At 73.6% G+C, this 26,499-nt stretch carries 24 protein-coding genes and 8 tRNA genes; 20 read left to right on the plus strand and 12 right to left on the minus strand.

Annotated elements, in window-relative coordinates; genetic code table 11:
- The gene (locus ACF08F_RS20535) at positions 1-363 is read right to left on the minus strand and encodes a hypothetical protein (RefSeq protein ID WP_392299956.1); all 363 of its coding nucleotides are present in this window, start codon (positions 361-363) and stop codon (positions 1-3) included.
- Between the two features lie 778 nt (positions 364-1,141).
- On the opposite strand from ACF08F_RS20535, the gene ACF08F_RS20540 reads away from it, so the two are divergent.
- The 8 genes from ACF08F_RS20540 (at position 1,142) to ACF08F_RS20575 (ending at position 12,534) form a co-directional block, all read left to right on the plus strand.
- Positions 1,142-2,197 (plus strand): methionine ABC transporter ATP-binding protein, encoded by a 1,056-nt coding sequence (locus tag ACF08F_RS20540; RefSeq protein WP_392299957.1) that lies wholly within the window; start codon positions 1,142-1,144, stop codon positions 2,195-2,197.
- A complete protein-coding gene (locus tag ACF08F_RS20545; RefSeq protein ID WP_392299958.1) occupies positions 2,194-2,862 on the plus strand; it encodes a methionine ABC transporter permease in 669 nt (222 codons plus the stop codon). The genes ACF08F_RS20540 and ACF08F_RS20545 overlap by 4 nt, the downstream gene beginning before the upstream one ends.
- Positions 2,863-2,975: 113 nt before the next feature.
- Positions 2,976-3,839 (plus strand): MetQ/NlpA family ABC transporter substrate-binding protein, encoded by an 864-nt coding sequence (locus ACF08F_RS20550; protein ID WP_392299959.1) that lies wholly within the window; start codon positions 2,976-2,978, stop codon positions 3,837-3,839.
- Between the two features lie 260 nt (positions 3,840-4,099).
- Positions 4,100-4,735: a GNAT family N-acetyltransferase gene (locus ACF08F_RS20555; protein ID WP_392299960.1), complete on the plus strand. Its 636-nt coding sequence runs from the start codon at positions 4,100-4,102 to the stop codon at positions 4,733-4,735.
- Between the two features lie 72 nt (positions 4,736-4,807).
- Positions 4,808-6,097: a precorrin-6y C5,15-methyltransferase (decarboxylating) subunit CbiE gene (cbiE, locus tag ACF08F_RS20560; RefSeq protein WP_392299961.1), complete on the plus strand. Its 1,290-nt coding sequence runs from the start codon at positions 4,808-4,810 to the stop codon at positions 6,095-6,097.
- Between the two features lie 331 nt (positions 6,098-6,428).
- Positions 6,429-10,139 (plus strand): nicotinate-nucleotide--dimethylbenzimidazole phosphoribosyltransferase, encoded by a 3,711-nt coding sequence (cobT, locus tag ACF08F_RS20565; RefSeq protein WP_392299962.1) that lies wholly within the window; start codon positions 6,429-6,431, stop codon positions 10,137-10,139.
- Between the two features lie 259 nt (positions 10,140-10,398).
- Positions 10,399-11,640: a uroporphyrinogen-III C-methyltransferase gene (cobA, locus tag ACF08F_RS20570; protein ID WP_392299963.1), complete on the plus strand. Its 1,242-nt coding sequence runs from the start codon at positions 10,399-10,401 to the stop codon at positions 11,638-11,640.
- A 75-nt stretch (positions 11,641-11,715) separates the two neighbouring features.
- Positions 11,716-12,534 (plus strand): TrmH family RNA methyltransferase, encoded by an 819-nt coding sequence (locus ACF08F_RS20575; RefSeq protein ID WP_392299964.1) that lies wholly within the window; start codon positions 11,716-11,718, stop codon positions 12,532-12,534.
- Positions 12,535-12,690: 156 nt separating this feature from the next.
- Here the strand turns inward: ACF08F_RS20575 and ACF08F_RS20580 are convergent, their stop codons facing one another.
- Positions 12,691-13,866, minus strand: a complete 1,176-nt coding sequence (locus ACF08F_RS20580) for a serine/threonine-protein kinase (protein ID WP_392299965.1) — start codon at positions 13,864-13,866, stop codon at positions 12,691-12,693.
- A 551-nt stretch (positions 13,867-14,417) separates the two neighbouring features.
- Between ACF08F_RS20580 and ACF08F_RS20585 the strand changes: the two genes are divergently transcribed.
- From ACF08F_RS20585 to ACF08F_RS20595, 3 genes are all read left to right on the plus strand, one after another.
- Positions 14,418-14,585 carry a hypothetical protein gene (locus tag ACF08F_RS20585; RefSeq protein WP_024758747.1) on the plus strand — a complete coding sequence of 56 codons (168 nt, stop codon included), beginning with the start codon at positions 14,418-14,420 and terminating at the stop codon, positions 14,583-14,585.
- A 152-nt stretch (positions 14,586-14,737) separates the two neighbouring features.
- Positions 14,738-15,814 carry a phosphotransferase family protein gene (locus ACF08F_RS20590; RefSeq protein WP_392299966.1) on the plus strand — a complete coding sequence of 359 codons (1,077 nt, stop codon included), beginning with the start codon at positions 14,738-14,740 and terminating at the stop codon, positions 15,812-15,814.
- A gap of 46 nt (positions 15,815-15,860) precedes the next feature.
- The gene (locus ACF08F_RS20595; RefSeq protein ID WP_150272035.1) at positions 15,861-16,139 is read left to right on the plus strand and encodes a zf-TFIIB domain-containing protein; all 279 of its coding nucleotides are present in this window, start codon (positions 15,861-15,863) and stop codon (positions 16,137-16,139) included.
- 57 nt (positions 16,140-16,196) lie between these two features.
- Here ACF08F_RS20595 and ACF08F_RS20600 read toward each other — a convergent pair.
- The 6 genes from ACF08F_RS20600 to ACF08F_RS20625 form a co-directional block, all read right to left on the minus strand.
- Positions 16,197-16,271: transfer RNA gene (locus ACF08F_RS20600), tRNA-Val, on the minus strand.
- A 40-nt stretch (positions 16,272-16,311) separates the two neighbouring features.
- A tRNA-Val gene (locus ACF08F_RS20605) sits at positions 16,312-16,383 on the minus strand.
- Between the two features lie 40 nt (positions 16,384-16,423).
- Positions 16,424-16,495 (minus strand) — tRNA-Val (locus tag ACF08F_RS20610).
- Between the two features lie 34 nt (positions 16,496-16,529).
- Positions 16,530-16,601 (minus strand) — tRNA-Val (locus ACF08F_RS20615).
- 1 nt (position 16,602) lies between these two features.
- Positions 16,603-16,676: transfer RNA gene (locus ACF08F_RS20620), tRNA-Cys, on the minus strand.
- 39 nt (positions 16,677-16,715) lie between these two features.
- Positions 16,716-16,788 (minus strand) — tRNA-Gly (locus ACF08F_RS20625).
- Positions 16,789-17,066: 278 nt separating this feature from the next.
- On the opposite strand from ACF08F_RS20625, the gene ACF08F_RS20630 reads away from it, so the two are divergent.
- The 3 genes from ACF08F_RS20630 (at position 17,067) to ACF08F_RS20640 (ending at position 19,863) form a co-directional block, all read left to right on the plus strand.
- Complete coding sequence (locus tag ACF08F_RS20630; RefSeq protein ID WP_392299967.1) at positions 17,067-18,134, plus strand: chorismate-binding protein; 1,068 nt, start codon at positions 17,067-17,069, stop codon at positions 18,132-18,134.
- Positions 18,131-18,961 (plus strand): aminotransferase class IV, encoded by an 831-nt coding sequence (locus tag ACF08F_RS20635; protein WP_392299968.1) that lies wholly within the window; start codon positions 18,131-18,133, stop codon positions 18,959-18,961. The genes ACF08F_RS20630 and ACF08F_RS20635 overlap by 4 nt, the downstream gene beginning before the upstream one ends.
- Positions 18,962-19,023: 62 nt before the next feature.
- The gene (locus ACF08F_RS20640) at positions 19,024-19,863 is read left to right on the plus strand and encodes a GNAT family N-acetyltransferase (protein WP_392299969.1); all 840 of its coding nucleotides are present in this window, start codon (positions 19,024-19,026) and stop codon (positions 19,861-19,863) included.
- 24 nt (positions 19,864-19,887) lie between these two features.
- On the opposite strand, the gene ACF08F_RS20645 is transcribed toward ACF08F_RS20640, so the two are convergent.
- Positions 19,888-20,403 (minus strand): DsbA family protein, encoded by a 516-nt coding sequence (locus ACF08F_RS20645; RefSeq protein WP_392299970.1) that lies wholly within the window; start codon positions 20,401-20,403, stop codon positions 19,888-19,890.
- Between the two features lie 147 nt (positions 20,404-20,550).
- Between ACF08F_RS20645 and ACF08F_RS20650 the strand changes: the two genes are divergently transcribed.
- Together ACF08F_RS20650 and ACF08F_RS20655 are read left to right on the plus strand one after the other, a co-directional pair.
- Positions 20,551-20,964 (plus strand): hypothetical protein, encoded by a 414-nt coding sequence (locus ACF08F_RS20650; RefSeq protein ID WP_392299971.1) that lies wholly within the window; start codon positions 20,551-20,553, stop codon positions 20,962-20,964.
- Between the two features lie 111 nt (positions 20,965-21,075).
- Complete coding sequence (locus tag ACF08F_RS20655) at positions 21,076-21,258, plus strand: hypothetical protein (protein ID WP_392299972.1); 183 nt, start codon at positions 21,076-21,078, stop codon at positions 21,256-21,258.
- Positions 21,259-21,301: 43 nt separating this feature from the next.
- On the opposite strand, the gene ACF08F_RS20660 is transcribed toward ACF08F_RS20655, so the two are convergent.
- Positions 21,302-21,859, minus strand: coding sequence for a CGNR zinc finger domain-containing protein (locus tag ACF08F_RS20660; RefSeq protein ID WP_392299973.1), 558 nt, complete (start codon positions 21,857-21,859; stop codon positions 21,302-21,304).
- Between the two features lie 191 nt (positions 21,860-22,050).
- A complete protein-coding gene (locus tag ACF08F_RS20665; RefSeq protein WP_015032345.1) occupies positions 22,051-22,464 on the minus strand; it encodes an SsgA family sporulation/cell division regulator in 414 nt (137 codons plus the stop codon).
- A 190-nt stretch (positions 22,465-22,654) separates the two neighbouring features.
- On the opposite strand from ACF08F_RS20665, the gene ACF08F_RS20670 reads away from it, so the two are divergent.
- Both ACF08F_RS20670 and ACF08F_RS20675 read left to right on the plus strand, forming a co-directional pair.
- The gene (locus ACF08F_RS20670; RefSeq protein ID WP_392299974.1) at positions 22,655-23,077 is read left to right on the plus strand and encodes a TIGR02611 family protein; all 423 of its coding nucleotides are present in this window, start codon (positions 22,655-22,657) and stop codon (positions 23,075-23,077) included.
- A gap of 54 nt (positions 23,078-23,131) precedes the next feature.
- Positions 23,132-23,206, plus strand: a tRNA-Val gene (locus ACF08F_RS20675).
- Between the two features lie 50 nt (positions 23,207-23,256).
- Here ACF08F_RS20675 and ACF08F_RS20680 read toward each other — a convergent pair.
- Positions 23,257-25,779: an SCO7613 C-terminal domain-containing membrane protein gene (locus ACF08F_RS20680; RefSeq protein WP_392299975.1), complete on the minus strand. Its 2,523-nt coding sequence runs from the start codon at positions 25,777-25,779 to the stop codon at positions 23,257-23,259.
- Positions 25,780-25,861: 82 nt separating this feature from the next.
- On the opposite strand from ACF08F_RS20680, the gene ACF08F_RS20685 reads away from it, so the two are divergent.
- Together ACF08F_RS20685 and ACF08F_RS20690 are read left to right on the plus strand one after the other, a co-directional pair.
- Entirely contained in the window at positions 25,862-26,341 is a 480-nt protein-coding gene (locus tag ACF08F_RS20685) for an SRPBCC family protein (protein ID WP_392299976.1), read from the plus strand.
- A gap of 56 nt (positions 26,342-26,397) precedes the next feature.
- Positions 26,398-26,469, plus strand: a tRNA-Val gene (locus tag ACF08F_RS20690).
- The last annotated feature ends 30 nt before the right edge of the window (positions 26,470-26,499 follow it).

The following is a 26,499-nucleotide window of genomic DNA, read 5'->3' on the forward strand; positions in this document are numbered from 1 at the left end:
TCAGCCCACCGTCCAGATGTCGTAGAGGCGCACTTCGAGCACGGCCAGGACGACCGCGCCGGCCGCCACCGTCGCCGAGCCCCACCGGCTGCGCTCCGCGAGCGACATGAACCCGGCGATCGGCACCGCGCACAGCGCGCCCAGCAGATAGGCGACGAAGATCGTCGCGCCCTCCTCGGCCTTCTCCCCGCGCGCGAGCTGCACGATGCCGACGACCAGCTGGGCCAGGACCAGGAAGGTCACGACGGCCATGCCGATGAAGTGCCAGTCCTTGGTGGACTGGTCCCGGAAGGCGGCGAAGCCGCACCAGGCGGCGAGGGCGAGCGCGGCCACGGAGACCGTGACCGTCAGGGCGTCGAGCATGCGCCCGAGGGTATTACGGTGCGAAAGGCCCGATGCGCTCGCCCCCCCGCCTCTGGGTGCTCGCCCCCGCCTCTGGACGTTCGCCCCCCGCCTCCGGACGCTAGGGCGTGTTGCGAAAGTCCCGCCTGCCCGACGGGGTCTGGCACGCACGCTCGCCGCGTTGTCGGGATCACCCCGATACATCCAGTATCGGGGCGACCCTCCGCCTTGCGATCGCACGCACCAGGCGCCGTCGGGCCCGCCCTTCGGGCGGCCGGCGCTACTTTCGCAACACGCCCTCGGGCCGTGGTCTTGACCACATCCGCCCGCCGTCGCCGCTCCCGAACCGCACCATCGGCACCCCCGGCCCGCCCCGTCCCCGCAGGCCACACCGGGCGGAACAGGACCCCGCCCCCGCCCCGTCGGTGTCCGCATGGCGTCTCAGCAGTGTCCGGTATTCGGACGCCTCCCTTTCGTTCGCTAGTGCGCATGCTTTACTTGCAGACATGACCACGACGAGCAGCCGCACCCTTGCGACCGAGGCGATCACGACGCCCGGTGCTCGTTGTATGTGTCGAATGTGCGCCTTCTGAGGGCCCCCGCCAGCGTCTCGCGCCCCGAAGCGAGGCCAGACGGCCGCGCCGATCCTCCCGCCTTCCGGCGGCGGACCGTGCCTGCCCCGCGCACCCGCCGACCCCGGCCACCCGCCGGGAAGGCCTCCGTGCGCCTGACTGTCCGAACGACGATGCCCCGTGCCCGGCGGACCCCGCGCCGCGCACTCGACAGTGACGGAAACCCTGTGATCACCACTTCGGGCCTGACCAAGGTCTACGAGTCGCGCGGCCGCCAGGTCACCGCTCTGGACGGCGTCGACCTGCACGTCCGCGAGGGCGAGGTCTTCGGCGTGATCGGCCAGAGCGGCGCCGGCAAGTCCTCGCTCATACGCTGCGTCAACCTCCTGGAGCGCCCCACCTCCGGCACCGTGACCGTCGACGGAGTCGACCTCACCGCGCTCGCCGGGAAGGGCCGCCGCGCCGGGAAGGACCTGCGCCGGGCGCGCAGCAGCATCGGCATGGTCTTCCAGCACTTCAACCTGCTGTCCTCCCGCACCGTCAAGGACAACATCGAGCTCCCCCTGGAGATCCTCGGTGTCCCCGGCGCCGAGCGCTCCCGCCGCGCCCTCGAACTCCTCGACCTCGTCGGCCTCGCCGACAAGGCCAAGTCCTACCCGGGCCAGCTCTCCGGCGGCCAGAAGCAGCGCGTCGGCATCGCCCGCGCCCTCGCAGGCGAGCCCAAGGTCCTCCTCTCCGACGAGGCCACCAGCGCCCTCGACCCGGAGACGACCCGCTCGATCCTCCAGCTCCTGCGCGACCTCAACCAGCAGCTCGGCCTCACCGTCCTGCTCATCACGCACGAGATGGACGTCGTCAAGACGATCTGCGACTCCGCCGCCCTGATGCAGCACGGCCGCGTCGTCGAGTCCGGCACCGTCGCCGAACTGCTGGCCACCCCCGGCTCCCAGCTGGCGGCCGAGCTCTTCCCGGTCAGCGGCGCCCCCACCGGCCCCGACCGCACGGTCGTCGACGTCACCTTCCAGGGCGAGTCCGCGACCCAGCCGGTCATCTCCCAGCTCTCCCGCACCTACAACATCGACATCTCGATCCTCGGGGCGGCGATGGACACCGTGGGCGGGAAGCAGATCGGCCGGATGCGGATCGAGCTCCCCGGACGGTACGAGGACAACGTCGTCCCGGTCGGCTTCCTGCGCGAGCAGGGCCTCCAGGTCGAACTCGTCGAAGCCGAGGGCGTCGTCGCCGACACCGTTCCCGTACTGGCCAAGGAAGGTGCCAAGTGACCTGGTCGGAGATGCAGCCCCTGCTGGAGCAGGGCACCGTCGACACCCTCTACATGGTCCTCTGGGCCACCGTCGTCACCGTGCTCGGCGGCCTGCCGCTCGGCATCCTCCTCGTCCTCACGGACAAGGGCGGACTGCTGCAGAACCGGCCGGTGAACAAGGTCGTCGGTGCGATCGTGAACATCGGGCGTTCGCTGCCCTTCATCATCCTGCTGATCGCGCTGATCCCCTTCACCACCTTCGTCGTCGGCACCTTCATCGGTCCCACCGCGATGATCGTGCCGCTCGCCATCGGCGCCATCCCCTTCTTCGCGCGACTCGTCGAGACGGCGATCCGCGAGGTCGACCACGGGCTCGTCGAGGCCGTGCAGGCCATGGGCGGCGGCATCCCCACCATCGTCCGCAAGGTGCTGCTCCCGCAGGCCCTGCCCTCGCTCGTCTCGGGCGTCACCACCACGGTGATCGTGCTCATCGGCTACTCGGCCATGGCCGGCGCGGTCGGCGGCGAGGGCCTCGGCTCCAAGGCCGTCACCTACGGATACCAGCGCTTCGACACGACGTTCATGCTCGTCACGGTCGTCGTCCTGGTCCTGATCGTGACCGTCGTCCAGCTCATCGGCGACGGAGTCGTCCGACTCCTCGCCCGCCGGGGCCGTACCGCGTAACGCCTCCCCGGCCACCCAGACTTCGTCCTTCGAAGAACCTCGAAGGATCCCGAAGAAACAGCCCGGACTTGTTGTCCAGGCGTCCACCGCACCACCGGAAAGAGGCACTCTTCGTGCGTAAGAACATCAAGCTCACCGCCGGTATCGCCGCCACCGCCGCCCTCGCCCTCGGCCTCACCGCCTGCGGCACCTCCTCGGACCCGTCCTCCGCCAAGGACTCGGCCGGCTCCGGCGACACCTCCAAGCCGCTCGTCGTCGCCGCGTCCCCGACGCCGCACGCCGACATCCTCAACTACGTCAAGGACAACCTGGCCGAGAAGGAAGGCCTGAAGCTGGAGGTGAAGGAGTTCACGGACTACGTCCTGCCGAACACCGCCACTCAGTCCGGCCAGGTCGACGCCAACTTCTTCCAGCACAAGCCGTACCTCGACGACTTCAACCAGAAGAACAAGACCACCATCGTCCCCGTGGTCAACGTCCACCTGGAGCCGCTGGGCCTCTACTCCAAGAGCCTCAAGTCGGTGAAGGACATCAAGCCGGGCCAGACGATCGCCGTCCCCAACGACACCACCAACGGCGGCCGCGCGCTCCAGCTGCTCGCCGAGAACGGCCTGATCACCGTCAAGCCGGGCGTCGGCACCAACGCCAAGCTCTCCGACATCACTGACAAGAAGGGCCTGGAGTTCAAGGAGCTGGAGGCCGCCACCGTGCCCCGCGCCCTGAACGACGTGGACGCCGCCGTCATCAACGGCAACTACGCCATCGAGGCCAAGCTCGAGCCGGCGAAGGACGCCCTCGTCCTGGAGAAGTCCGAGGGCAACCCGTACGCCAACTTCCTCGCCGTCAAGGAGGGCAACGAGAAGGACGCCCGCGTGCAGAAGCTCGCCAAGCTCCTCAACTCGCCCGAGGTGAAGAAGTACATCGAGGACACCTACAAGGGATCGGTCATCCCCGCCTTCGGACCCGTCGCCGAGTAAGGCTCCGGGTAAGGCGCCGAGCAGGGCGCCCGGGCAAGACGCCGGGCAGGGCGTCGACTTGGCCGCCGAGCACGGCTCGGGGCATCCGAGGAACCGTCAGGCAGGTTCCCTCGTACAGTTGTTGCGCAGAAGGCCCCTCGCACCCCGTCCGGTGCGCGGGGCCTTCGCCACACCCCGACCCGGCCATGCGCACCGACGGCCGCATGCTGCATGCTGTGCGTTCACGGTCGATTCGGACGGTCCACGGCATGGAGCTGAGCATGACTACCACCTTTCCGGACATCTCCATCAACACGGACCGGTTGGTGCTGCGCGCGCTCGAAACGGGTGACGCCCCGGCGCTCGCCGAGATGATGAACGACGAGATGGTCGGCGCCTGGACGGCCGTCCCCCAGCCGTACTCCGAGGACGCCGCCCGCCGCTGGATCACCGAGTACGCCCCCACCGAACGCGCCGCCGGCCGCGGCCTCGACCTCGGGGTCAGCGAGTTCCTCACCCAGCGGCTCGTGGGCATCGTCCAGCTGACCAACACGAACTGGCGCGTGCGCTCCACCGAGCTCTCCTACATCGTCGCCCCCTGGGCCCGCGGCGAGGGATACGCCTCCGAAGCCGCGCTCGCCACCGCCCAGTGGCTCTTCAACGACCAGAAGTTCGAGCGCATCGAACTGCGCACGGCGGCCGACAACACCGCCTCCCAGCAGGTCGCCCAGAAGATCGGCTGCATCAGCGAGGGCGTCCTGCGCAACGCCTGCATAGCCCGCACCCGCACCGAGGACGGCAGCTGGACCGAGCTGCGCACCGACTTCATCCTCTGGGGCCTCCTCCCCGAGGACCTCGACGGCGTCGCCGACCAGATGGCCGAAGCCGGATACTCCTCGTACACCGACTGGAGCTGAGCCCGGGAGACCGACCCGGGGTACGCTCGGCACGCCCCCGACCTGCGACGACACCACAGGAGACAGACGACGATGGCGGACCGGGTCACGGTGATCGGCTGGGACGGCTCGCCCCTCACCTCGGCGGCCAGATCCGCACTCTCCGCCGCCACCCTGGTGGCCGGCGCCGCCCACCACCTGGCACTGCCCGGGGTGCCCCCCGCCGCCGAACGCGTCCGCCTCGGCAGCGTCGACCTCGCCGCCCGCCGCATCGCGGGCCACCGCGGCACCGCCGTCGTCCTCGCCGACGGCGACCCCGGCTTCTTCGGCGTCGTCCGCACCCTGCGCGCCCCCGAGCACGGCCTGGAGGTCGAGGTCGTCCCCGCCGTCTCCTCCGTGGCCGCGGCCTTCGCCCGCGCCGGGATGCCCTGGGAGGACGCCCGGATCGTCGTCGCCCACCAGCGGACCCTGCGCCGCGCCGTGAACGTCTGCCGCGCCCACCCCAAGGTCGCCGTCCTCACCTCGCCCGGCGCCGGACCGGCCGAGCTCGCCCTCCTCCTCGAAGGCGTCCACCGCACCTTCGTCATCTGCGAGGAACTCGGCACCGACCGCGAACGGGTCTCCGTCCTCACCTCCGACCGGGCCGCGGACCACGTCTGGCGGGACCCCAACGTCGTCCTCGTCATCGGGGGAGTGGGCGGCACGGGCGCCGGCGCCCCGGCCGCCCCCTGGCTGATGGGCCAGGACCCGGCCGTGCGGCCCGTACGGGGCTGGGGCCTGCCCGCCGAGGAGTACGCCCCCGAGGAGCACGGCCCCGAGGCGTACGGCCCCCGGGGGCGCGGCACCACGGGGGCCGCCCCGCCGATCCGGCCCGGCGCGGGCGAGGACCCGGCGCTGCGCGCCGCCCAGTTGGCCCGCCTCGGCCCCCGTGTCGGCGACCTCGTCTGGGACATCGGCTGCGCCGGGGGCGCCTTCGCCGTCGAGGCCGCGCGCTTCGGCGCCGCCGTCATCGCCGTGGACACCGATCCGGCCGCCTGCGCCCGCACCGAGGCGGCCGCCCGCCGCCACGGCGTACCCCTCCAGACCGTCCGGGGCCGTGCCCCCCACGTCCTGGAGAACCTGCCCGAACCGGACGTCGTCCGCATCGCGGCCGGCAGCGTCCCCGTCGTCACCGCCTGCACCGACCGGCGCCCCGAGCGCATCGTCGTCCACGCCTCCACGCGCGACGAGGCGGAGGCCGTCGGCACCGCGCTCGCCGCCGGCGGCTACACCGTCGAGAGCCTCCTGCTCCAGACCGTCGGGCTCGACCCCGACGACTGGTCGGAGAGGGAGCGTTCGGTGGTCTTTCTGCTGGCCGGACGCAGGAGCGACGGCGCCCCGTGACCCCGCCGCCCCGCGGGGGCAGGTAGGCTGGCCGATTGTTGTACCGCACCGGCACGTTCGGCGTTCGTCCCCCTCGCTAGGCTGGGGGACCCCCGTCGAATGTCCGGAATGGGCGGCCCTTCCGGCCCGCCGATGTGGTACTCCGCAAAGGGGGGACCGCGCGACGTGGCGCAGTCCACAGCCCGCCGTGGCGGATCTGCCTGCCACGACGGCCGAGGGCCGCGACAATGAGTGGGTGTCCGCGCGTCCTTCGTGCCGCGCGGCGCGTGCGCTCGTTGTTCTCGACGGGCGCAGGTCTGAAGGAAGCACAAGCGATGGGCGAGGGGTACGCATGACGGACACCGGCCAGGTCTCGGGCGAGGGACTGCCGGAGAACGCAGGCATGGTCGAGCAGCCGGGCATCCCCGCACCGGGCGCGTACACCTTCCTGGACCCCTCCGAGCACGCAGCCGAGGACGACGACATCCTTCTCATGCCGGGCGCCCAGGGCGCCTGGAGCGAGCACCCGCCGGGCGTCGCGCCCGCGCCGCCGGTGGCCGTACCGGCCCCGCCCGCGCCCCCCGTCGTCCCGCACCAGGGCGTTCCGCCCGTGGCCGCCGCCCCGGAGGCGGCGGCCCCGCTGGGAGACCCGCTCACCGACCCCCTCACGGGTCCGCTCCCGGACTCCTACGTCCTCGCCGACGTGCTGACCGCCCCTCAGGGCCAGGCCGCGGCGCAGGCGCCGACCGCCGGGACCCCGGCGCACGGGACCCCGGTTCACACTCCGGCGCACGGCATGCCCGCCCAGGGCACCCCGGCGCACGGTGTCCCCCTCGCCGCGCAGGAGCCCGTCCTCGCCGACCACGGCTACGAGCCCGGCATCCTCGACACCGGCGCCCACGAGGCCGCGGGCCGCGACTCCGGCTCCGTCGACCTCGGCGGCGTGCGCGTCCCGCCGCCCGCCGGCGCCCCGATCCCGCCGCCCGCCCGCCGCCCGCTGCACATGGGCCCGCCCGTGCCCGAGGCCGGGGGCGTCGTGCTCTCGCTCGCCGACCGCGGCCCGGCCGCCGCGCCCGCCCCGGCCCCGCAGCCCGCGCCGGTCGTGGCCACAGGTCCCGCGCCGATGCCCGTGCGGAACCCGGGACCGCCCACGACGGGCCCCGAGTACTTCGACATCCCGCAGGACCAGCAGCTGGCGCCGCAGGGCGCCGAGCCGTGGGCCGCGCAGCCGCAGGAGGCCGTGGCGCCCGAGCCGGTCCTCCCCGCAGAAACGGTCGTCCCGCAGACCGGGCAGTTCGTCCAGGTCGAGGGCTCCGTCCCGACCGCCCCGCACCTGGCCCCGACCCCGGCCGAGGAGCCGGTGGAGGCCGTGGACGCCGTAGCGGCAGAACCCGTAGCGGCTCCCGTGACGCCCGAGACCTTGGCGCCCGAGGCGGTCGCGCCTGAGACCGTCGCGCCTGAGGCCGTCGCTCCCGAGGCCGTCGCTCCCGAGGCGCCCGTGCAGGAGCCCGTCGAGGCCCCGGAGCCGGAGCAGGCCGAGGCGCAGGCCACCGTGCCCGCGCCGCGCGAGCCCGAGCCCGCCGTCGAGGTCCGCGAGGCCGAGGTCCCGGCGGAGCCCGTCGCGGAGGTTCCGGTCGCCGAGCCGGTCGCCCTCGTGGCCGAGGCCGCGGTGGAGCAGGCGCCCGCGGAGACCCCCGTCGTGGTGCAGGCCGCCCCTGAGCCCCTGCCCGAGCAGGCCCCCGAGGCCGTGTCAGAGGCCGTGGCCGAGGTCCCGGTGGAGACGGCCGACGTGCCCGCACCCGTGGCGGCCGAGGAGCCGGCGCAGCCCGCCGTCGCCGAGCCCACCGAGCCGGTCGCGGCGCAGCCCGAGGCCGCCGCCGAGGTGGAGACGGACCCCGAGGGCTTCGTGGACGCCGCGGAGCTGGTGGAGGCCGACGAACTCCCCGCCGCCGACGAGCCCGTCGCCGCGGCCGAACTCCCGGCACCTGCCGAGGTCCCGGCCGCCGACGCGCTCCCGGCCGCCGACGAGGACGCCGTCACCGAGCACGCCGTCACCGAGCTCCCCACCGCCGAGGCACTCCCCGTCGCGGAGGCGGAGCCGACGGCCGGCGAACTCCCCGTAGCCGAGGCCCTCCCCGTCGCGGACGAGGCTCCGGCCACCGAGGACCAGGCCGTCACCGACCCGCAGGCCGTCACGAACGAGCAGGCCGTCACCGCGGAACCCACCGCCGGTGACGAGCAGGCCGTCCCCGACGAGCAGGCCGTCACCGACGTCGACGAGCCCGCCGCCTCCGACGAGGACCCGGCGGCCGCCCCCGCCGCCCCCGTCACCGCCCCGGCGCCCGGCTACGACGACGCCGAGCGCGAGGCCGTGCTGCGCGTGATGCGCGAGCGCCGCGACATCCGCAACGGCTTCCGCTCCGACCCGATCCCGCACGAGGTGCTGCTCCGCGTCCTGGAGGCCGCCCACACGGCCCCCAGCGTCGGCCACTCGCAGCCCTGGGACTTCGTCGTCATCCGCTCCGCCGAGACCCGGCAGACGATGCACGAGCTGGCCCAGCGGCAGCGCGAGGCGTACGCCAAGTCGCTCCCGAAGGCCCGGGCCAAGCAGTTCAAGGAACTGAAGATCGAGGCCATCCTCGACACCCCGGTCAACATCGTCGTGACCGCCGACCCCACCCGGGGCGGCCGCCACACCCTGGGCCGCTACACGCAGCCGCAGATGGCCCCGTACTCCTCCGCGCTCGCCGTCGAGAACCTCTGGCTCGCCGCCCGCGCCGAGGGCCTCGGCGTCGGCTGGGTCAGCTTCTTCGACGAGCGCGAGATGGTCCGCGCCCTCGGCCTGCCCGAGCACCTCGAAGTGGTCGCGTACCTCTGCGTCGGCTACGTCGACGAGTTCCCGGACGAGCCCGAGCTGGCCCAGGCGGGCTGGTCCAAGCGCCGCCCGCTGGCCTGGGTCGTCCACGAGGAGACGTACGGCCGCCGCGCCCTGCCCGGCGAGGAGCCGCACGACCTGCTCCAGGAGACCGTCGCCAACATCCGCCCGCTCGACGCCAAGGCGCTCGGCGAGGCCTGGGAGCGCCAGAAGCGGATGACCAAGCCCGCGGGCGCCCTGGGCATGCTGGAGATCATCTCCGCGCAGCTCTCCGGCCTCTCCCGGGTCTGCCCTCCGCCGATCCCGGAGCCCGCGGCCGTGGCGATCTTCGCCGGGGACCACGGGGTCCACGCCCAGGGCGTCACGCCCTGGCCGCAGGAGGTCACCGGCCAGATGGTGGCCAACTTCCTCGGCGGGGGAGCGGTCTGCAACGCCTTCGCGAACCAGGTCGGCGCCGAGGTCTGCGTCATCGACGTGGGCGTCGCCTCCGAACTCCCGGCCACTCCCGGCCTCCTGCCCCGCAAGGTCCGCCCGGGCACCGGCGACTTCACCACGGGTCTCGCGATGACCCGCGAAGAGGTCCTGGCCGCGATCGAGGTGGGCATCGAGACCGCCCGCGACCTCGTCGCCGCGGGCAACAAGGCGATCCTCACCGGCGAGATGGGCATCGCGAACACCACCGCGTCCGCCGCGCTCATCTCGGTGTACACCGGGGTGGACGCCGCCGAGGTCACCGGCCGCGGCACGGGCATCAACGACGAGACGCACGCCCGCAAGGTGGACGTCGTCCGCCGCGCGCTCGACCTGCACAAGCCGGACGCGGCGGACCCGATCGGCGTCCTCTCGGCGATCGGCGGCCTGGAGCACGCGGCCCTGGTCGGCCTGATCCTGGGCGCGGCCTCGCTGCGCACCCCGGTGATCCTGGACGGCGTCTCGACCGGCGCGGCGGCCCTGGTGGCCCGGGCGATCGCCCCGGAGTCGCTGGCGGCCTGCATCGCCGGCCACCGCAGCGCCGAGCCGGGCCACGTGGCGGCCCTCAACAAGCTGGGCCTGCGCCCGCTGGTCGACCTCGACCTGCGCCTCGGCGAGGGCACGGGAGCCCTGCTCGCGCTGCCCCTGGTGCAGAGCGCGGCCCGCGCGATGCACGAGGTGGCCACGTTCGACTCGGCCGGAGTCACCGAGAAGTAGCACCTCCGGCGCGTCTCCCCACCCGCACAGGGGGAGACGCGCCGGGGTGCGTCCCTCCCCGCGCGTTGCTTCCGCGCGTCCGCACGCACGGACGCACGCGCACGGACGCGTACGGACGCACCGACCGGGAGATCCGTCACAGCGTGACGGCCACGCACCCCCGATATCGTGGGCACAGGCGTTCCCGCCCACCCTCACCAGCCGCTTCACCGCAGCAGCGGCCCGCACCCGCACAGCCCCTCCGAGGAGCCGCTCACCCATGGCCGAGCACACCGAGCACGCGGCGCACCCCGCCTACCCCGTCGGTCTCCGTCTCGCGGGCCGTCGCGTCGTCGTCCTGGGCGGCGGCCAGGTCGCCCAGCGCCGGCTGCCCGCACTGATCGCCGCGGGCGCCGACATCACGCTGATCTCCCCGTCCGCGACCCCCTCCGTCGAGGCGATGGCCGAGGCGGGCGAGATCACCTGGGTGAAGCGGCGGTACGAGGACGGTGACCTCGCCGACACCTGGTACGCGCTCGTCGCCACCACCGACGCGAGGGCCAACGCCGCGGCCTCCGCCGAGGCCGAGCGGACCCGCACCTGGTGCGTGCGCTCCGACGACGCCGAGTCGGCGACCGCCTGGACCCCGGCCACCGGCCGCGACGCGGGCGTGACCGTCGCGGTGCTCACCGGCCACGACCCCCGCCGCTCCGCCGCCGTGCGCGACGCGATCGTCGAGGGCCTCCGGGACGGTTCCCTCGCAGCGCCCGCGCACCGCTCCCGTACCCCCTTCGTCGCCCTCGTCGGCGGCGGCCCCGGCGACCCGGACCTGATCACCGTCCGCGGGCGCCGGCTCCTCGCCGAGGCCGACGTGGTCATCGCCGACCGGCTCGGCCCCCGCGACCTCCTCGACGAGCTGCCCCCGCACGTCGAGGTCATCGACGCGGCCAAGATCCCGTACGGCCGTTTCATGGCCCAGGAGGCCATCAACAACGCGCTGATCGAGCACGCGAAGGCGGGCAGGTCCGTCGTCCGGCTCAAGGGCGGCGACCCCTTCGTCTTCGGCCGCGGCATGGAGGAGGCCCAGGCGCTCGCCGTCGAGGGCATCGCCTGCACGGTCGTCCCCGGCATCTCCAGCTCGATCTCGGTCCCGGGCGCGGCCGGCATCCCGGTCACGCACCGGGGCGTGGCCCACGAGTTCACCGTGGTCAGCGGGCACGTCGCCCCGGACGACCCGCGCTCACTGGTCGACTGGGCCTCGCTCGCCAAGCTCACCGGCACCCTGGTGATCCTCATGGGCGTCGACAAGATCGGGAAGATCGCCGAGGCGCTCATCGCCCACGGCAAGTCCCCGGAAACGCCGCTGGCGCTCGTCCAGGAGGGCACCACGGCCGCCCAGCGCCGGGTGGACGCGACGCTCGCGACGGTCGCGGAGACGGTCAGGGCCGAGGAGGTCCGCCCGCCGGCCGTCATCGTCATCGGCGACGTCGTCGCCGAGGGCCCCGGCAAGCTGGTGAAGTAACCAGAGGTAACTGAAACCTGTCACCCGCCGTCGCACCCCATTGGCACCACACCCCGGACAAGGCAGTATCACCCCGTGGCCGAACTCATCACGATCGACGACCCCGACGACCCGCGCCTGCGCGACTACACCGGCCTGACCGATGTCGAGCTCCGGCGCAGACGCGAACCCGCCGAGGGCCTGTTCATCGCGGAGGGCGAGAAGGTCATCCGCCGCGCCCGGCAGGCCGGTTACGAGATGCGGTCGATGCTGCTCTCCGCCAAGTGGGTGGACGTCATGCGCGATGTCATCGACGAGGTCCCGGCGCCCGTGTACGCGGTCCAGCCGGAGCTCGCCGAGCGGGTCACCGGCTACCACGTGCACCGCGGGGCCCTCGCCTCGATGCAGCGCAAGCCGCTCCCGGACGCGACGGAGCTGCTCGCCGGCGCCCGCCGCGTGGTGATCATGGAGTCGGTCAACGACCACACCAACATCGGCGCGATCTTCCGCAGCGCCGCCGCCCTGGGCATGGACGCCGTCCTGCTCTCCCCGGACTGCGCGGACCCGCTCTACCGACGCTCCGTCAAGGTCTCGATGGGCGCGGTCTTCTCCGTCCCGTACGCACGCCTGGACGCCTGGCCCCGGGGCCTGGAAGCGGTACGGGAGGCGGGGTTCAAGATCCTCGCGCTGACCCCGGCGGAGAAGGCGACGTCCATCGACGAGGCGGCCCCGCACCGGCTGGAGCGGGTGGCACTGATGCTCGGCGCGGAGGGCGACGGCCTCTCCACGCAGGCGCTGCGCGCCGCCGACGAATGGGTCCGGATCCCGATGGCCCACGGCGTCGACTCGCTCAACGTGGGCGCGGCGGCGGCGGTCGCGTTCTACGCGGTGGCGACGGGACGCCCGGAAGCCTGATCGCACGGCCGCGTGAGGTCCGGCGACCTCCCGGCCCCGAGCCACGAGCCGACCGAGGTCTCACGACCTCCTGGTCGGCTCGCCGCTTTTCCGGCCTGGGTCCGACACGGCCTTCGCCCGCCCTTCGGGCGGCCGGCGCTACTTTCGCAACACGCCCTAGCCCTGCAGGGCCTGCGCGGCGGCGATGCCCAGCGCGACGACCAGCGTCACGACGACGAAGACGAACAGCCGCTGGCGCAGCAGGCGGGGGTTGGCGGGACGGCGTCCCGTGGACGTGGAGCGGGCGCCCGGCCGGGTGCCGGGACGTGACTGGGGCGCGCGCGAGCCGCCGGTCCGGGGCCCCGCGGAGGGCCGGGACGCCGACCCCGTGCCCCGCGCCTGCCCCCGCTCCGCTTCGCGCTCGGGACCGTGGCCGCGGGTGTCCCGCTCCGTGTACCGCTCGGTCGGCCGGGCGGGGTTCCGCTCCTCGGCCCGCTCCCGCTGCACGGGCGGACGCGCGACCGGCAGGCCCTGGGCCTCGCGGGCGGCGATCTCCTTCAGCCGCATCGACAGCTGGAGCGTGCTGGGACGTTCCTCCGGGTCCTTCGCCAGACAGGCCCGGATCAGCGGGGCCAGCGCGTCGGGCACACCGTGCAGCTGCGGCTCCTCGTGTACGACCCGGTAGAGCATGACCTCCGAACTGCCGTGTCCGAAGGGGGAGTCCGCCATCGACGCGTAAGCGAGGGTGGCGCCGAGCGAGAACACGTCCGTGGCCGGGGTGACGGCCGCGCCGCGCACCTGCTCCGGGGCGAGGAAGCCGGGCGAGCCCACGGCCGTCCCGACGTGGGTGAGCGTGCTGGCACCGGTGGCCCAGGCGATCCCGAAGTCGATGATCCGGGGGCCCTTGGGGGAGAGGAGGATGTTCGAGGGCTTCAGGTCGCGGTGGACGACCCCGGCCTCGTGAACGGCGACCAGGCCCTCCGAGAGCGCGGCCCCGATGGAGGCCACGTCGGCGGCGCGCAGTCCGCCCTCCTCGGCGACCCGGTCGTGCAGGGAGGGGCCGGGTACGTACTGGGTGGCGAACCAGGGGCGCTCGGCCTCCAGGTCGGCGGCGACCAGCCGGGCCGTGCAGCCGCCGCGGATCCGCCGGGCGGCGGACACCTCGCGGGCGAAGCGGGACCGGAACTCCTGGTCCTCGGCCAGGTCGGGCCGGATCACCTTGAGCGCCACGCGCTGACCGCGCCGGTCGGACCCGAGGTACACGACCCCCATCCCGCCGGCGCCCAGCCTGCGGTGGAGCCGGAACGACCCGACGATCCGCGGATCCTCGCGCCGGAGCCGCATCATCGCCATGTCCGTCCCCTCGTCCGTTCGACGTGGCACAGCTTACGTAGTGGCGCCCGAACGTGCTCATAGGCCGCGCCCTCGCACCGGGATCGATTGTCAGTGCTGAGGGGGACGGAAGGGCTCGGAGCGCATGCACCCGCAGCTCCAACCCCCCTTCGTTGCAGATCACTTGACGAAGGGACGCGAGAACCCGGCGACGGCCCGGAGGGCGGCTCCCGGCCCCGGGGGAGGGCTCGGGGGACCCCGGGATCCGGACGGGCCCCGGGGAAGTGAGCGATGTCACGCCCGGTGACCCGCCGGGCGCCCCCGGCGCCCGCGCTTCCGGCCGTCCGGGCGGGGGCCGACCCTTCCGGGAAGACCCCCACTTCCGGGCGTCCGTCTCCACCCAGGGGAGTACTCCGTACGGCCGGTCGTCATCCTCCGGGAGGCCCGGAAGTCGGTACGCGGGCATGACGTCCGGGGGCCTCCCGATCCCTAGTGTTGTTGTCAGCGGCGGGTGCAGCACTCGTCCCCCGAGGTCAAGCACCCGCCGCGCCGACCACGACAGGAGAGGAACCATGGCGTACACGGCACCGCGGTCGACCACCAGCCCTTCGGGCCGCCGTCACCCCTTGGTGGCCACGGCCATGGTCCTCCCTCTCGCGGCCCTGCTCGTCGTCGTCTTCGGCGGCTGGGAAGCAGTGGTCACACAGGCGTCGTCCGTGGGCGTGATGTTGGGGCGCTGAACAGCGTCCGGACCCGGGAGAGCGGCCCGGGTCGGGGACATCCGGCCATCAGCCCCGTGGGGACGGGGGTGTGGCGGACGGCAGCGTGAGGCCGGTCAGCTGGGGAGCTGACCGGCCTTCGCGCTTCCCGGAACAGCGCGTACGCTCCCCGCGTGGACCCCGCAGACCCGTTCTCACCCGCCCCGACGCCGCTCGACCGGTCGGCCCTCGAAGCACCGCCGGACCCGTCCGTCCGGCGCGAGCGGCCCGACGGGCTCGACCGGTCCGCGTCGTACGAGGGGCTCGACCGGCTCGCCGCCGTCGCGCGGGCGGCCGCTCACCGCCCCGGCGATCCCTGCCGCTGCGCGAGCGGCCTCGTCCGGGTCCTCGCGGACCGGGACGACGGGACCGTCGTGCGCCACGGGCGGCTCGTCGCCAAGGCCCACGCGCCCGACACCGACCCCGAGGCGCACCGCGCCCGCCTCGCCCTTGCCGCCCACCCCGACGCGGCCGGCGTCCTCCTGCCGCCGCTCCCGCTCCCCGTCCCTTCGCAGGACGGTGCCGCACTCGACGGCCGCCCCGTCACGGTGTGGCCGTACGGCTCGCCCGTCGCCCCGGACGACCCCGACGCCGCCCCCTGGGAGGACGCGGCGCGGCTCCTCGCCCGGCTCCACCGCACGCCGCCCCCGCCGGGGCTCGCCCCGCGGCTCCCGGAGATGCGGGCCCCGCTCAAGGTGTCGCTCGCCGTGGACCGGATGCGCCGCACGGCGCCGGACCATCCGGCCGCGGCCACCGTGCTGAGTGCTTGGCGGACGATTCCCGCGGGCGGGGAACGGGGCCCCCGGCTGCTCTGTCACGGCGACTTCCACCTCGGCCAACTGGTGCGCGAGCCCCGGTCGGTCGGCGAGGGCCCCTGGCGGCTCATCGACGTCGACGACCTCGGCCTCGGCGATCCCGCGTGGGATCTGGCCCGCCCCGCGGCCTGGTTCGCCGCGGGCATCCTGCCGCCGGAGGTGTGGTCGCGTTTCCTCGGCGCCTACCAGGAGGCGGAGGGCCCGGCCGTCGGAGCCGATCCGTGGGTCCAACTGGACGTCCCGGCCCGGGCCCTGACGGTCCAGACGGCGGCGCTGGCCGTCGCCAAGTCCACGGCCGAGCGCCGGCCGCTCGACGAGGTGGAGGACGTGATGATCGACACCTGTGGGCGGATTGCCGGACATCGAACCGATTCGGCTCCTTCGGCGTCCACGTAAGGTGAAGCCACCATTCGAACGGCAATGTCAGGGAGTTGAGCCCAGCATGCAGTGTCCCAAGTGTCATGCGGCCATGCACACGTACAACCGCAACGGCGTCCAGATCGAGCAGTGCAGCGGCTGCCGCGGCATATTCCTGGACTTCGGCGAGCTGGAGGCCCTGACCCGCCTGGAGTCCCAGTGGGCCCAGCAGGCGCCGCCGCCGCAGGCCTACCCGGCGCAGCCCGCCCCCGCGGCTCCCGCCTGGGGTGCCCCGCACCAGGGCGGCCACCACGGCGGTCACTACCGTCAGCGTGGCTTCGGCCGGATGCTCTTCTCCTCCTGAGCGGCCTGAGCACGAAGAAGCCCCCGGCCGCGAGCTGCGGCCGGGGGCTTCTTCAGGTGGTGCGCGATACTGGGATTGAACCAGTGACCTCTTCCGTGTCAGGGAAGCGCTCTCCCGCTGAGCTAATCGCGCGGGGCGGTGCACGTCGTACTCGAAGATACTACGTACTGCGTGCGCGATACTGGGATTGAACCAGTGACCTCTTCCGTGTCAGGGAAGCGCTCTCCCGCTGAGCTAATCGCGCGGGTGTGCACGTGCCGCGAGCGGCAGTGCGGGGTGCTGTGTGCGCGATACTGGGATTGAACCAGTGACCTCTTCCGTGTCAGGGAAGCGCTCTCCCGCTGAGCTAATCGCGCGGGGGATCCGGGGATCCGGGACCCGAAGGTCCAGTGGACGATACTGGGATTGAACCAGTGACCCCTTCCGTGTCAGGGAAGTGCTCTCCCGCTGAGCTAATCGTCCTTGGAGGTGGAGACGGGATTTGAACCCGTGTAGACGGCTTTGCAGGCCGTTGCCTCGCCTCTCGGCCACTCCACCAGGAGTGATAACGGGGGTTCGGGAAGATCCCCCACATCGAGCGGACGACGAGATTCGAACTCGCGACCCTCACCTTGGCAAGGTGATGCTCTACCAACTGAGCCACGTCCGCTTGTCGTTTCCGTTTCGCTTGCGCGTCCCGGCGACGTGTTGAACTCTAGCGGATTCCTGGGCCAGTACAAAAACGCGTTTCCGCAGCGTGCTGACCTGCGCGCCGACCGGGGTGCCCGCCAGGACCCGCCGGAGGGTTCGCCCGGCGTTCACTCGCCGTGTTCCCCGGGTGGCGCGCAGCCCCCGCGTACGCCCCCGCTCGTGCCCCGGCGGCGGCCTCGCCCCGTGGCCCGCGCACACGACCCCGGGCAGCCGCTCCGGCCGACCTAGACTCGACACGTGCACGACTTTGCTCCTCTGGCCCGCTTCGGCGGCCTCGTCGCGACCGATCTCCGGGACGTCACCCATGACCCCGAGGCACTGGACTCCGCCGGCTTCTGGGCCGTCTGTGCGGACTTCGAGGGCCGTCTGACCTGCGCCCGCTTCGGCGACGTGCGGCGCGAGCCGGTCCCCACGCCCGTGCCGGGGGCCTGGCGGGGTCCGGGGGCGGGTGACTGGACGTCCTCTCTCGACCGCTCCGCGTACATCGCGGGCGTACGGCGCGTGCGCGAGCACATCGCGCGTGGCGAGGTCTACCAGGCGAACCTCTGCCGGGTGCTGACCGCGCGGCTGCCGGACCCGGCCGCCGCCGACGTCGACGCCCTGACCGCACTGCTGGCCCGGGGCAACCCGGCTCCCTACGCCGGCACGATCCGGCTGCCCGCGCACGGCGTGGAGATCGCCACCGCCTCGCCGGAGCTCTATCTGAGCCGCGAAGAGGCCCTGATCACCTCGGGCCCGATCAAGGGCACCGGCCGTACCGCCGACGACCTCCTCCCCAAGGACCACGCCGAGAACGTGATGATCGTCGACCTGGTCCGCAACGACCTGGGGCGCGTCAGCGAGACCGGCACCGTCGCCGTCCCCGCCCTCTGCGCGGTCGAGGAGCACCCCGGCCTGGTCCACCTCGTCTCCACCGTCACCGGCATCCTGCGCGAGGGCGCCGGCTGGCCCGAGCTCCTCGACGCCACCTTCCCGCCCGGCTCCGTCACCGGCGCGCCCAAGTCCAGCGCCCTGCGGATCATCGAGGCCCTGGAGACCGCCCCCCGCGGCCCGTACTGCGGCGGCGTCGGCTGGGTCGACGCCGACGCGGGCACCGCCGAGCTGGCCGTCGGCATACGCACCTTCTGGATCGACCGCGCCGAGGGCGTCCTCCGCTTCGGCACCGGCGCCGGGATCACCTGGGGCTCGGACCCGGAGCGCGAGTGGGAGGAGACCGAGCTGAAGGCGGGCCGGCTCGTCGCGATAGCGTCGGGCGCCTACGAGTCAGGCGCCTACGAGGCGAGCGGAAAGGCCATCTCTCGATGAAACTCTGGGTCAACGGCGGGCTGCACGACGCGGAGACCGCCCGGGTCTCCGTGCTGGACCACGGGCTGACCGTCGGCGACGGCGTCTTCGAGACGGTGAAGGCCGTACGTGGCGAAACGTTTGCTCTCACCCTTCACCTGGAGCGCCTCACCCGCTCCGCCCGCGGCCTGGGCCTGCCCGACCCGGACCTCGACGAGGTCCGCCGGGCCTGCGCCGCGGTCCTCGCCGCCAACCCGATGGAGCTCGGCCGGCTGCGGATCACGTACACGGGCGGTCTCTCCCCGCTCGGCTCGGAGCGCGGCGACGCCGGCACCAGCCTCGTCGTCGGACTCGGCGAGACCGGCCGCCGCCCCGACTCCACCGCGGTGATCACCGTCCCCTGGACCCGCAACGAGCGCAGCGCCCTCGCCGGCCTGAAGACCACCTCGTACGCGGAGAACGTCGTCGCCCTCGCCAGGGCGCGTGAGCGGGGGGCCTCCGAGGCGCTCTTCGCCAACACCGTGGGGCAGCTCTGCGAGGGCACCGGCTCGAACGTCTTCGTCGTCCTCGACGGCACGATCCACACGCCGCCCGTCTCCTCCGGCTGCCTCGCGGGCATCACCCGCGCCCTCGCCGTGGAGTGGACCGGCGCCGAGGAGACCGACCTGCCGCTGGACGTGCTGGAGAGCGCCGACGAGATCTTCCTGACCTCGACCCTCCGCGACGTCCAGGCCGTGCACCGTGCCGACGGGCGCGAGCTCGGCGGCACCCCCGGGCCGGTCACCGCCAAGGCCATGCGGGTCTTCGACGAGCGCGCGGCCCGGGACCGGGACCCTCGCCTCGCGTGAACCGGACCGCGTCCGCGTAAATCGGGATGACGGACGGCCCCGGGGTGGGTAGAACACCCATGATGACCACCACCCTGCGGCCGGCCGGGCCGCTTCAGCAGACGCCCGACGGCGGCCGTTCCCGTACCTACGACGTGTGCGTGAACAGCCGCCGCGTCGGCGCCGTCCACCTCTCCACGGATCCCGCCTTCGGCGCCGCCTCGGGTGTGATCCAGGGACTCCTGGTGGACGAACCGGACCGGCGGCGGGGCCGCGGCACGGTCGCCGCGCTCGCCTCCGAGGAGGTGCTGCGGAGCTGGGGCTGCGCCGAGGTGCAGATATCGGTGCCCGCCGACGCGGAGGCGGCCCTGCGGATGGCCCGCTCGCTCGGCTACACCGAGCGCAGCCGGAACATGGTCAAGGAGCTGGCCGCCGAGCCGCCGGCCCTGCCGGAGGGCGTCGAGGTCCGGCCCATGACCGGGAGCGAGTTCACGGAGTGGGAGGCGCGGGCCAAGGAGGGCTTCGCCCAGAGCTGGATCGACCGAGGCGTCCCCGAGGACCAGGCGCGCGCCAAGGCGGACGACAGCCACCGCCGGTACCTCCCGCAGGGCCTGGACACCCCCGGCGTCGCGATCCACGTGGTCGTCCGGGACGGGCGGCCCGCCGGCTTCCTGTGGACCGGCCGCATCGAGCTGGAACCGGGGCGGTGGGCCGCTTTCGTGTACGACATCGAGGTCGCGGAGGAGCAGCGCGGGCGCGGCTACGGCCGGGCCCTGATGCTGCTGGCCGAGCGGGTCGCGCGCGGGACCGGGGACGGGCTGCTCGGACTCCACGTCTTCGCGGGCAACACCCCGGCCCTCCGGCTCTACGAGTCCCTCGGGTACCTCACGACCTATGTGAACAGCGCCAAGGTGCTCCTGTAGGCGCACCCGGGCAGGGGCGGGGGCTCAGCCCTTCAGGAGGCGGTCGGCGATCTCCTCGATGCGCTGCCGCAGGCCCTCCTGGCTCTGGCCGCCGTCGAGGCGCTCGCCGCCGATCACATAGGTCGGGGTGCCGGTGACCTTGACGGCCTTGCCCTCGGCCTCGTCCGCGTCGACGGTCAGCAGGTGCCGGCCGTCGATCAGGGCGGTGTCGAACTCCTCGGCGTCCAGGCCCAGTTCGGCCGCCACCTCCAGGAGCACCGGCTCGCCCCGGTCGCCGAGCGCGGCGGTCCTGGCCAGCAGCGCCTCCACGTACGGCCAGCCCTTGCCCTGGTCGAAGGCCTCCTCGGCGGCCTGGGCGGCGGCGTACGCGTGCTTGTGCTTCGCCAGCGGGAAGTGGCGCAGCTGTACGTCGAGGCGGTCGCCGTAGGTCTCGCGCAGGGCGCGGACGTCGTCGAGGGCCGCGAAGCAGTCGGGGCACTGGAGGTCGAACCAGGCTTCCAGGACGACGGGGGAGGCGGGTGCGGTGGTGGAGTCGTTCATGGCAGCAGTCTCCCTCACCAGGCCCTGAGGAGGAGATCCGGCCGGGACGACCCGGAGATCTCCCTGAGAACGGCGCCGGGACATGGCCCCGGCCCTCCTCGGCGGTGCAGGATGGAAGGGACGTATCACCCGGACCTGGAGGATCGCATGCTCGCCGAGACCATCTGCTCCGCGGCGGCCGTGGCGGGCCTGGGCATCGCCGCGATCACGGCGTACCGGAAGCGCTACCTGGCCGCCGCCCGGATCGCCGCCTACTCTCTGGTGCCGCTCGGCCTCGTGATGATCGGTGCCGTGGACTGGATCGCAGGCACGGCCTTCAGCCCGGTGGCCTGGGCCGGCTTCGGCGTGCTCGGTGGCGCCTGGCTGCTGTTCTCGTCCACGCGCGCCGTCGAGCGGCGCCGGGCCGGCCGCAAGGAGACCACCGGGGGAGCCGAGCCGCGTGCCGTGGCCCCGGCCGCCTCCTCGCCCTCGCGTGCCGCGGCCCCGAAGCCGCAGGCCGGCCAGTCCGCCGGCGAGGACTTCAGCGACATCGAGGCGATTCTGAAGAAGCACGGAATCTGATCACTTCTGGCGATTCCCTTTCCCGTGATCCACGGGAAGGGGTGAACACCCCTTGCAGTGAGGCGTGTTGCGGGATTTCCCGGGCGGAATGTGCGTCATCATCCCCCCGAGATGCTGGATACCTCGCGGGACCCCGTCCCCGCCGCCCCCGATGCCGCCGGACCCGTCGACATGCCCGCGGAGGAAGCGCGCGGCTGTCTGTTCGCGCTCTCCCAGCCGCCGCTGATGATCTTCCTCGCGGTGATCGGCTGCCTGCTGCTGACGGCCGCCGTGCACGATCTCTTCGTGCTGTGACCGCGCCCGTCCCGACCGCCCGCGGGGCCGGCGGGCCGGGCCGTCAGCCCGCCGCTTCCTTGCGGCGCGCCCGGTACGCGGCCACGTGCAGGCGGTTGCCGCAGGTGCGGCTGTCGCAGTAACGGCGCGAGCGGTTGCGGGACAGGTCGACGAAGGCCCGGCCGCAGTCCGGCGCCTCGCAGCGCCGCAGCCGCTCCTGCTCGCCGGCCACCACGATGAACGCGAGGGCCATGCCGCAGTCGGCGCCGAGGTGGTCCGCCACCGAGGCGCCGGGCGCGAAGTAGTGCACGTGCAGGTCGTAACCGTCGTGGTCGGTGAGCTGTGGGGTGGTGCCCGCCGCCGCCACCAGCTGGTTGATCAGCGGGGCCGCGATCCGGGGCTCAGGGGCGGAGAAGACCGCGGTGAACTTCTCGCGGACCTCGCGCACGGCCCGCAGGTCGGCGGCTCCGAGTTCGCCCACGTCGCTGATCTTGTGGTTGCGCACGAAGGCCCGAAGCCCCTCCAGGTCCGCGAGCTCGTCGGGACGGTCGCCCTGGGGCGCCGTGTTCATCAGATCGACGACGGTGTCGAGGGCGATCCGGGTGTCGTGGGGGATCAGCACGATTCGCTCCCTGGCCGGCCGCGGGCGGGCGCCCGCGGAATGGCGCTGACTCTAGCGCGGCCGGGAAAGGGGCGACGGCGCCCACCACCGCGCCGGCTGCGCGGTGGGGAACGCCGTCGTCGTGCCTATGTGACTGTGCGCGCGGCGCCGTCGCCCCGAGTCGGACGGCGCCGTACGGCTCTCGGCCTGGCTCAGCTGTCCGCCAGGATGTGGGAGAGCTCCGTGTCGAGATCGAAGTGCCGATGCTCGGTGCCCGGTGGCACGGCGGCGTCGGTCCGCTTGAGGAACGACTCCAGGGCCCTCGCCGGGGCCTCGAGCAGGGCTTCTCCCTCGGGGGAGCTCAACGCGATGCAGACGACTCCCTGGCCGTGACTACGGGATGGCCAGACGCGGACGTCGCCCGTGCCGGTGGGCCGGTGCAGCCCCTCGGCGAGAAGGTCGCGGGCGAAGACCCACTCGACCGTCTCCTCGGCTCCGGTGTGGAAGGTGGCGTGCACGGCATACGGATCGGCCGTGTCATACCGCAGGCCCGCGGGTACAGGCAGTGAGGACTCGCTCGACACAACGAGGCGCAGGTGCAGCTCGCAGCTGACCGTGGTGTTCATAAGCGCCAGGGCCTTTCGCTCAGTGTGCGCTCGGGGATTCGCACGTCGGCGAAATCGACATGCCACCTCCGGTGCCGTTGTAAACCCCTCTGTCGGTTTTGTGATCGTTCAGGTAGCTCGAACGGCGGTGTGTAACCCCGGGTAATACCGCCATCCGGGTAGGCCTCCGGCATCCGGTAGGTTAGGGGGTATGAATGCGGAGAGTGACGAGCGCACAGGGGATTCCGCAGCCGGCCAGGAAGCCGAACTGGGATCCCGCGCACCGGAGTTCATCAAGTCCCGACGGACCCTGCACCTGAGCTGGCAGGTGGGCGTCTTCGTCGTCGGACTGGCCGTGGTCGGTGCGGGCGTCGTGATGCTGCCGCTGCCGGGACCGGGCTGGCTGGTCATCTTCGGCGGCATGGCGATCTGGGCGACCGAGTTCGTCTGGGCGCAGCTCGTTCTCCGCTGGACCAAGCGGAAGGTCACCGAGGCCGCCCAGCGTGCCCTCGACCCCAAGGTCCGCCGACGGAACATCATCCTCACCACCATCGGTCTGGTGATCGTCGCCGCCCTGCTCGGCGTCTACCTCTGGAAGTACGGCTTCGTCATGCCGTGGAAGATCGAGCAGTGATCGATCGGTGGTTCGGGACCCCCGCTGACATGGGGTAATGTTTGCGGTGCGCCCGGGCGATTAGCTCAGTGGGAGAGCACTTCGTTCACACCGAAGGGGTCACTGGTTCGAACCCAGTATCGCCCACCACCCGGCCCGAAGGCCCGGAGACGGAACACCGTCCCCGGGCCTTCGGCGTTTCACCGCATCCGCCCCAGCCGGTCCCGCAGCCGCCGGGCGTCCCGCAGCCGCTGCTCGTACGTGGCGCCCACCGCGAGCAGCAGGAGCCCGGCGAGGGCCGGCGGCAGCCAGCGGGGCAGCGCGTCCACCACCTGCACGACGTACGGGGCCAGCTCGTGCAGCCCGTCCAGGGCCAGCACCCCGCCGCCGAGCACGAGCAGCGCCTGGAGCCGGAACCGCGCCCCCAGCAGCGTCACGACGAGCGCCGCGACCCCCAGGATCAGCGGGCGCACCCAGTCCGGGTCCACCCAGGCCGCGACGAGGCTCGGCACCAGCGTCGCCGCGAGACCGGGGCCGTACGCCGTCCAGGACGAGGCCTCCCGGTCCCGCCGCCGCAGGAAGCCCACGACCAGCGCGGGCACCGTCACCGGCAGCGTGTACGCCTCCGGGGTCGTCACGTCCGAGACCGCGAGCCGGACCCAGGTGGCGAGCAGGAACAGGACCGCCGCCGTCCACGAGGCGAAGCGCCGCCGCTCCGGCCGGACCGCCGTCGCCGCCGCGATCACCCCGCCGAGGGCCAGCACGAGCGCCAGGAACGCGGGCCGGGAGGCGGCGATCCCCAGGGCGAGCAGCCCCACGCAGGCACCGGTGATCTCCACCGCCAGAGTCGTGGGACCCGTACGCGTCCGGGCACCCACGGCCGCGCCGGCCGCCGGGACCAGGAGCAGCGCCACGGCCGTCCAGTGGTCCTCGAAACCGGCCGCCGCCGCCACCGCGAGGACGAGCCCCGCCGCCGTGAGGACGGCGACACAGGCCGAGACCACCCGGCGCGCGCCCTCCCCGAGCACGGCGACGCCCGTGAAGAGCCCGAGCAGCAGCCCCAGCGAGGCGAAGGTCGCCCCGCGCACGTCCAGGGCGAGCGCGACCGCGCTCAGGGCGGACGCGAGCCCGCCGGCGTAGGCGCACCAGCCGAGCGCCGTGCGGGGCTCCAGGACGGTCGGCCGCGTCGCGGGCCGCAGGGGCGCCCAGCCGGCCCAGGGGGTCCCGGTACCGGGGAGCGGCGGCAGGGCGGGGCCGGCGGACTGCCCGGCCGCCGTGGCCGCCGCCGCGCCCTGCCGCACCCCGCGGGTCAGCGGGCCGGGGCGGACCGCGAGGCCGAGGGCGGCCGCGGTGGTGAGCAGCTGGAGCACGAGCGTCGTCGCGTACGGCAGGTCCAGGGAGACCGGCAGAGCCGTGAGCAGCGCCCAGACCGCCGCGAGCGCGCCGCAGCGGGCCCACAGCCGGGGGACGGCCGCGAGCACGGCGGCGACCACCAGGAGCACCAGGGCCGCGGTCGCCGGGTACCAGGTGAGGGTGCGCCCGGTGTGCTCACCGGACCACACCTCCGTCGTCCGGGCCACCGGCCCCAGAAGCCCCACGGCGACGGGCGGCAGCGCCCACAGACCGCCCGTCGCCACGACCCCGGCACCGGCGGCCGCCAGCCCCTGCCGCACGCCACGGGGCAGCCACGGGGTCCCGGCCGTCGCATCCGGACCCTCCGACGCACCCGAACCGTCCCGCGCGCCGATCCCGTGCCACAGCCACGCCAGGGCCAGGCCGCAGACCACGTAACCCGGGACCGTCCAGTCCGAGGGGAGCGCCGCGCGGAGGAGGCCGCCGAGGGCCGTCACCGCCGACAGGCCCGCGAGCACCGAGGCCGCCACCGCGAGCCCGGGCCGCCGCCAGGCCACGTAAAGCGTCAGAGCCGCACCCGCGAGCAGCAGCGGCGCGCCGCTCCACGGGGAGCTCAGAGAGAGCCACACGCCCGTCAGGAGCGACCAGCCGCCCAGCGCCGCCGCCCCGGTGGCCGCAGTGATCCGGACCGCCGCCGGACGGGTCCACAGCACCGCCGCCACGTCCGCCGCGGCCGTCACCAGCGCCGCCCACGCGAAGGCCGTCGGGCCGCTCCCGGCCGCGAGCGCGCCGAGCGGCAGCGGCAGCTGGGCCGCGACCACGGCCGTCGGCAGCGGAGTCCGCAGCCGGGGGAGTGCCGAGCCGTACGCCGTCCACGCGCCCGCGAGGACCGCGGCCGCCACCGCCGTGTACCCCAGGCCGTCCGTCCCGGCCGGCGCCACCCGGTGGAGCGCGTACGCGTCGAGGACCATCAGGACGAGGCCCAGCGCCGCCACCGACTCGGCCGTCGAGACCAGACCCTTCCGCAGCAGTGCCACCGGCGCCGCCAGGGCCGCCGAGGTCACCACGAGCAGCACCGCCGCGCGCCCGCCGATCCCCATCGAGCCCCAGCTCACCAGCGTGAAGGCGACGGCGGCGATCGTCAGGAGCGTCCCACCGAGCGTCAGCAGCACGTTCTGCGCGCTCCGCGGGGTCGAGTCCGCGAGCGCCCGGGCGCCCGGCGGCGCCGCCGCCGACATCGCGACCGGCGGGTACAGCGCCCGGATCAGCCAGGCCCGGCGGGCCAGCAACTCGGTCCGGCGCGCGTCGAGTCGCGCCAGCTCGCGGTCGACGAGCACCAGCTCGTCCGCGGGCGGCAGGGAAGTGTTCATACCGGGAGTGTGGCTCCGGCCACACGGCACGGGAATGCGTCACCGTACTCAGATCCCGGCCTGAGTACCCCAGACTGGACGCATGGACTGGTGCCGGTACCGCTTCCGGAGCGTCTGGCGGCTCGCCGCCCCGCCCGACGCCGTCTACGCCGTACTCGAACGGGCCGAGGAGTACCCCCGCTGGTGGCCCCAGGTCCGCGAGGTGGTCCCCCTCGACGACACCACCGGCACCGCCCGCTTCCGCTCGCTCCTCCCGTACGAACTCGTCGTCACCGCCCGGGCCCTGCGCCGCGACCCCGCCGCCCGGATCCTGGAGGTCGGCCTCGGCGGGGACCTGGACGGGTGGGCCCGCTGGACCGTCACGGCGGAAGGAACCGGCACCCGCGCCGTGTACGAGCAGGAGGTGGAGGTCCGCGCCCGCCTCCTGCGGCTGCTCGCCGTCCCCGGACGGCCGGCCTTCCGGGTCAACCACGCGCTGATGATGCGCGGGGGACGGCGGGGACTCGCGGCCGAGATGAGGGAGGCCGCTCGGAGAGCGTCGCCGGGAGGCGGCGATCGGTGACGGGCGGGACGGTTTGAAGGAACCCCTCGTCGGCCTGTATGGTTCAAACCGTTCCCGGGCGATTAGCTCAGCGGGAGAGCACTTCGTTCACACCGAAGGGGTCACTGGTTCGATCCCAGTATCGCCCACCGGGAAAAGCCGGTCCGTCGAAAGACGGG

The organism is Streptomyces sp. NPDC015130 (genome assembly GCF_043080005.1).
Classification (GTDB): Bacteria; Actinomycetota; Actinomycetes; order Streptomycetales; family Streptomycetaceae; genus Streptomyces.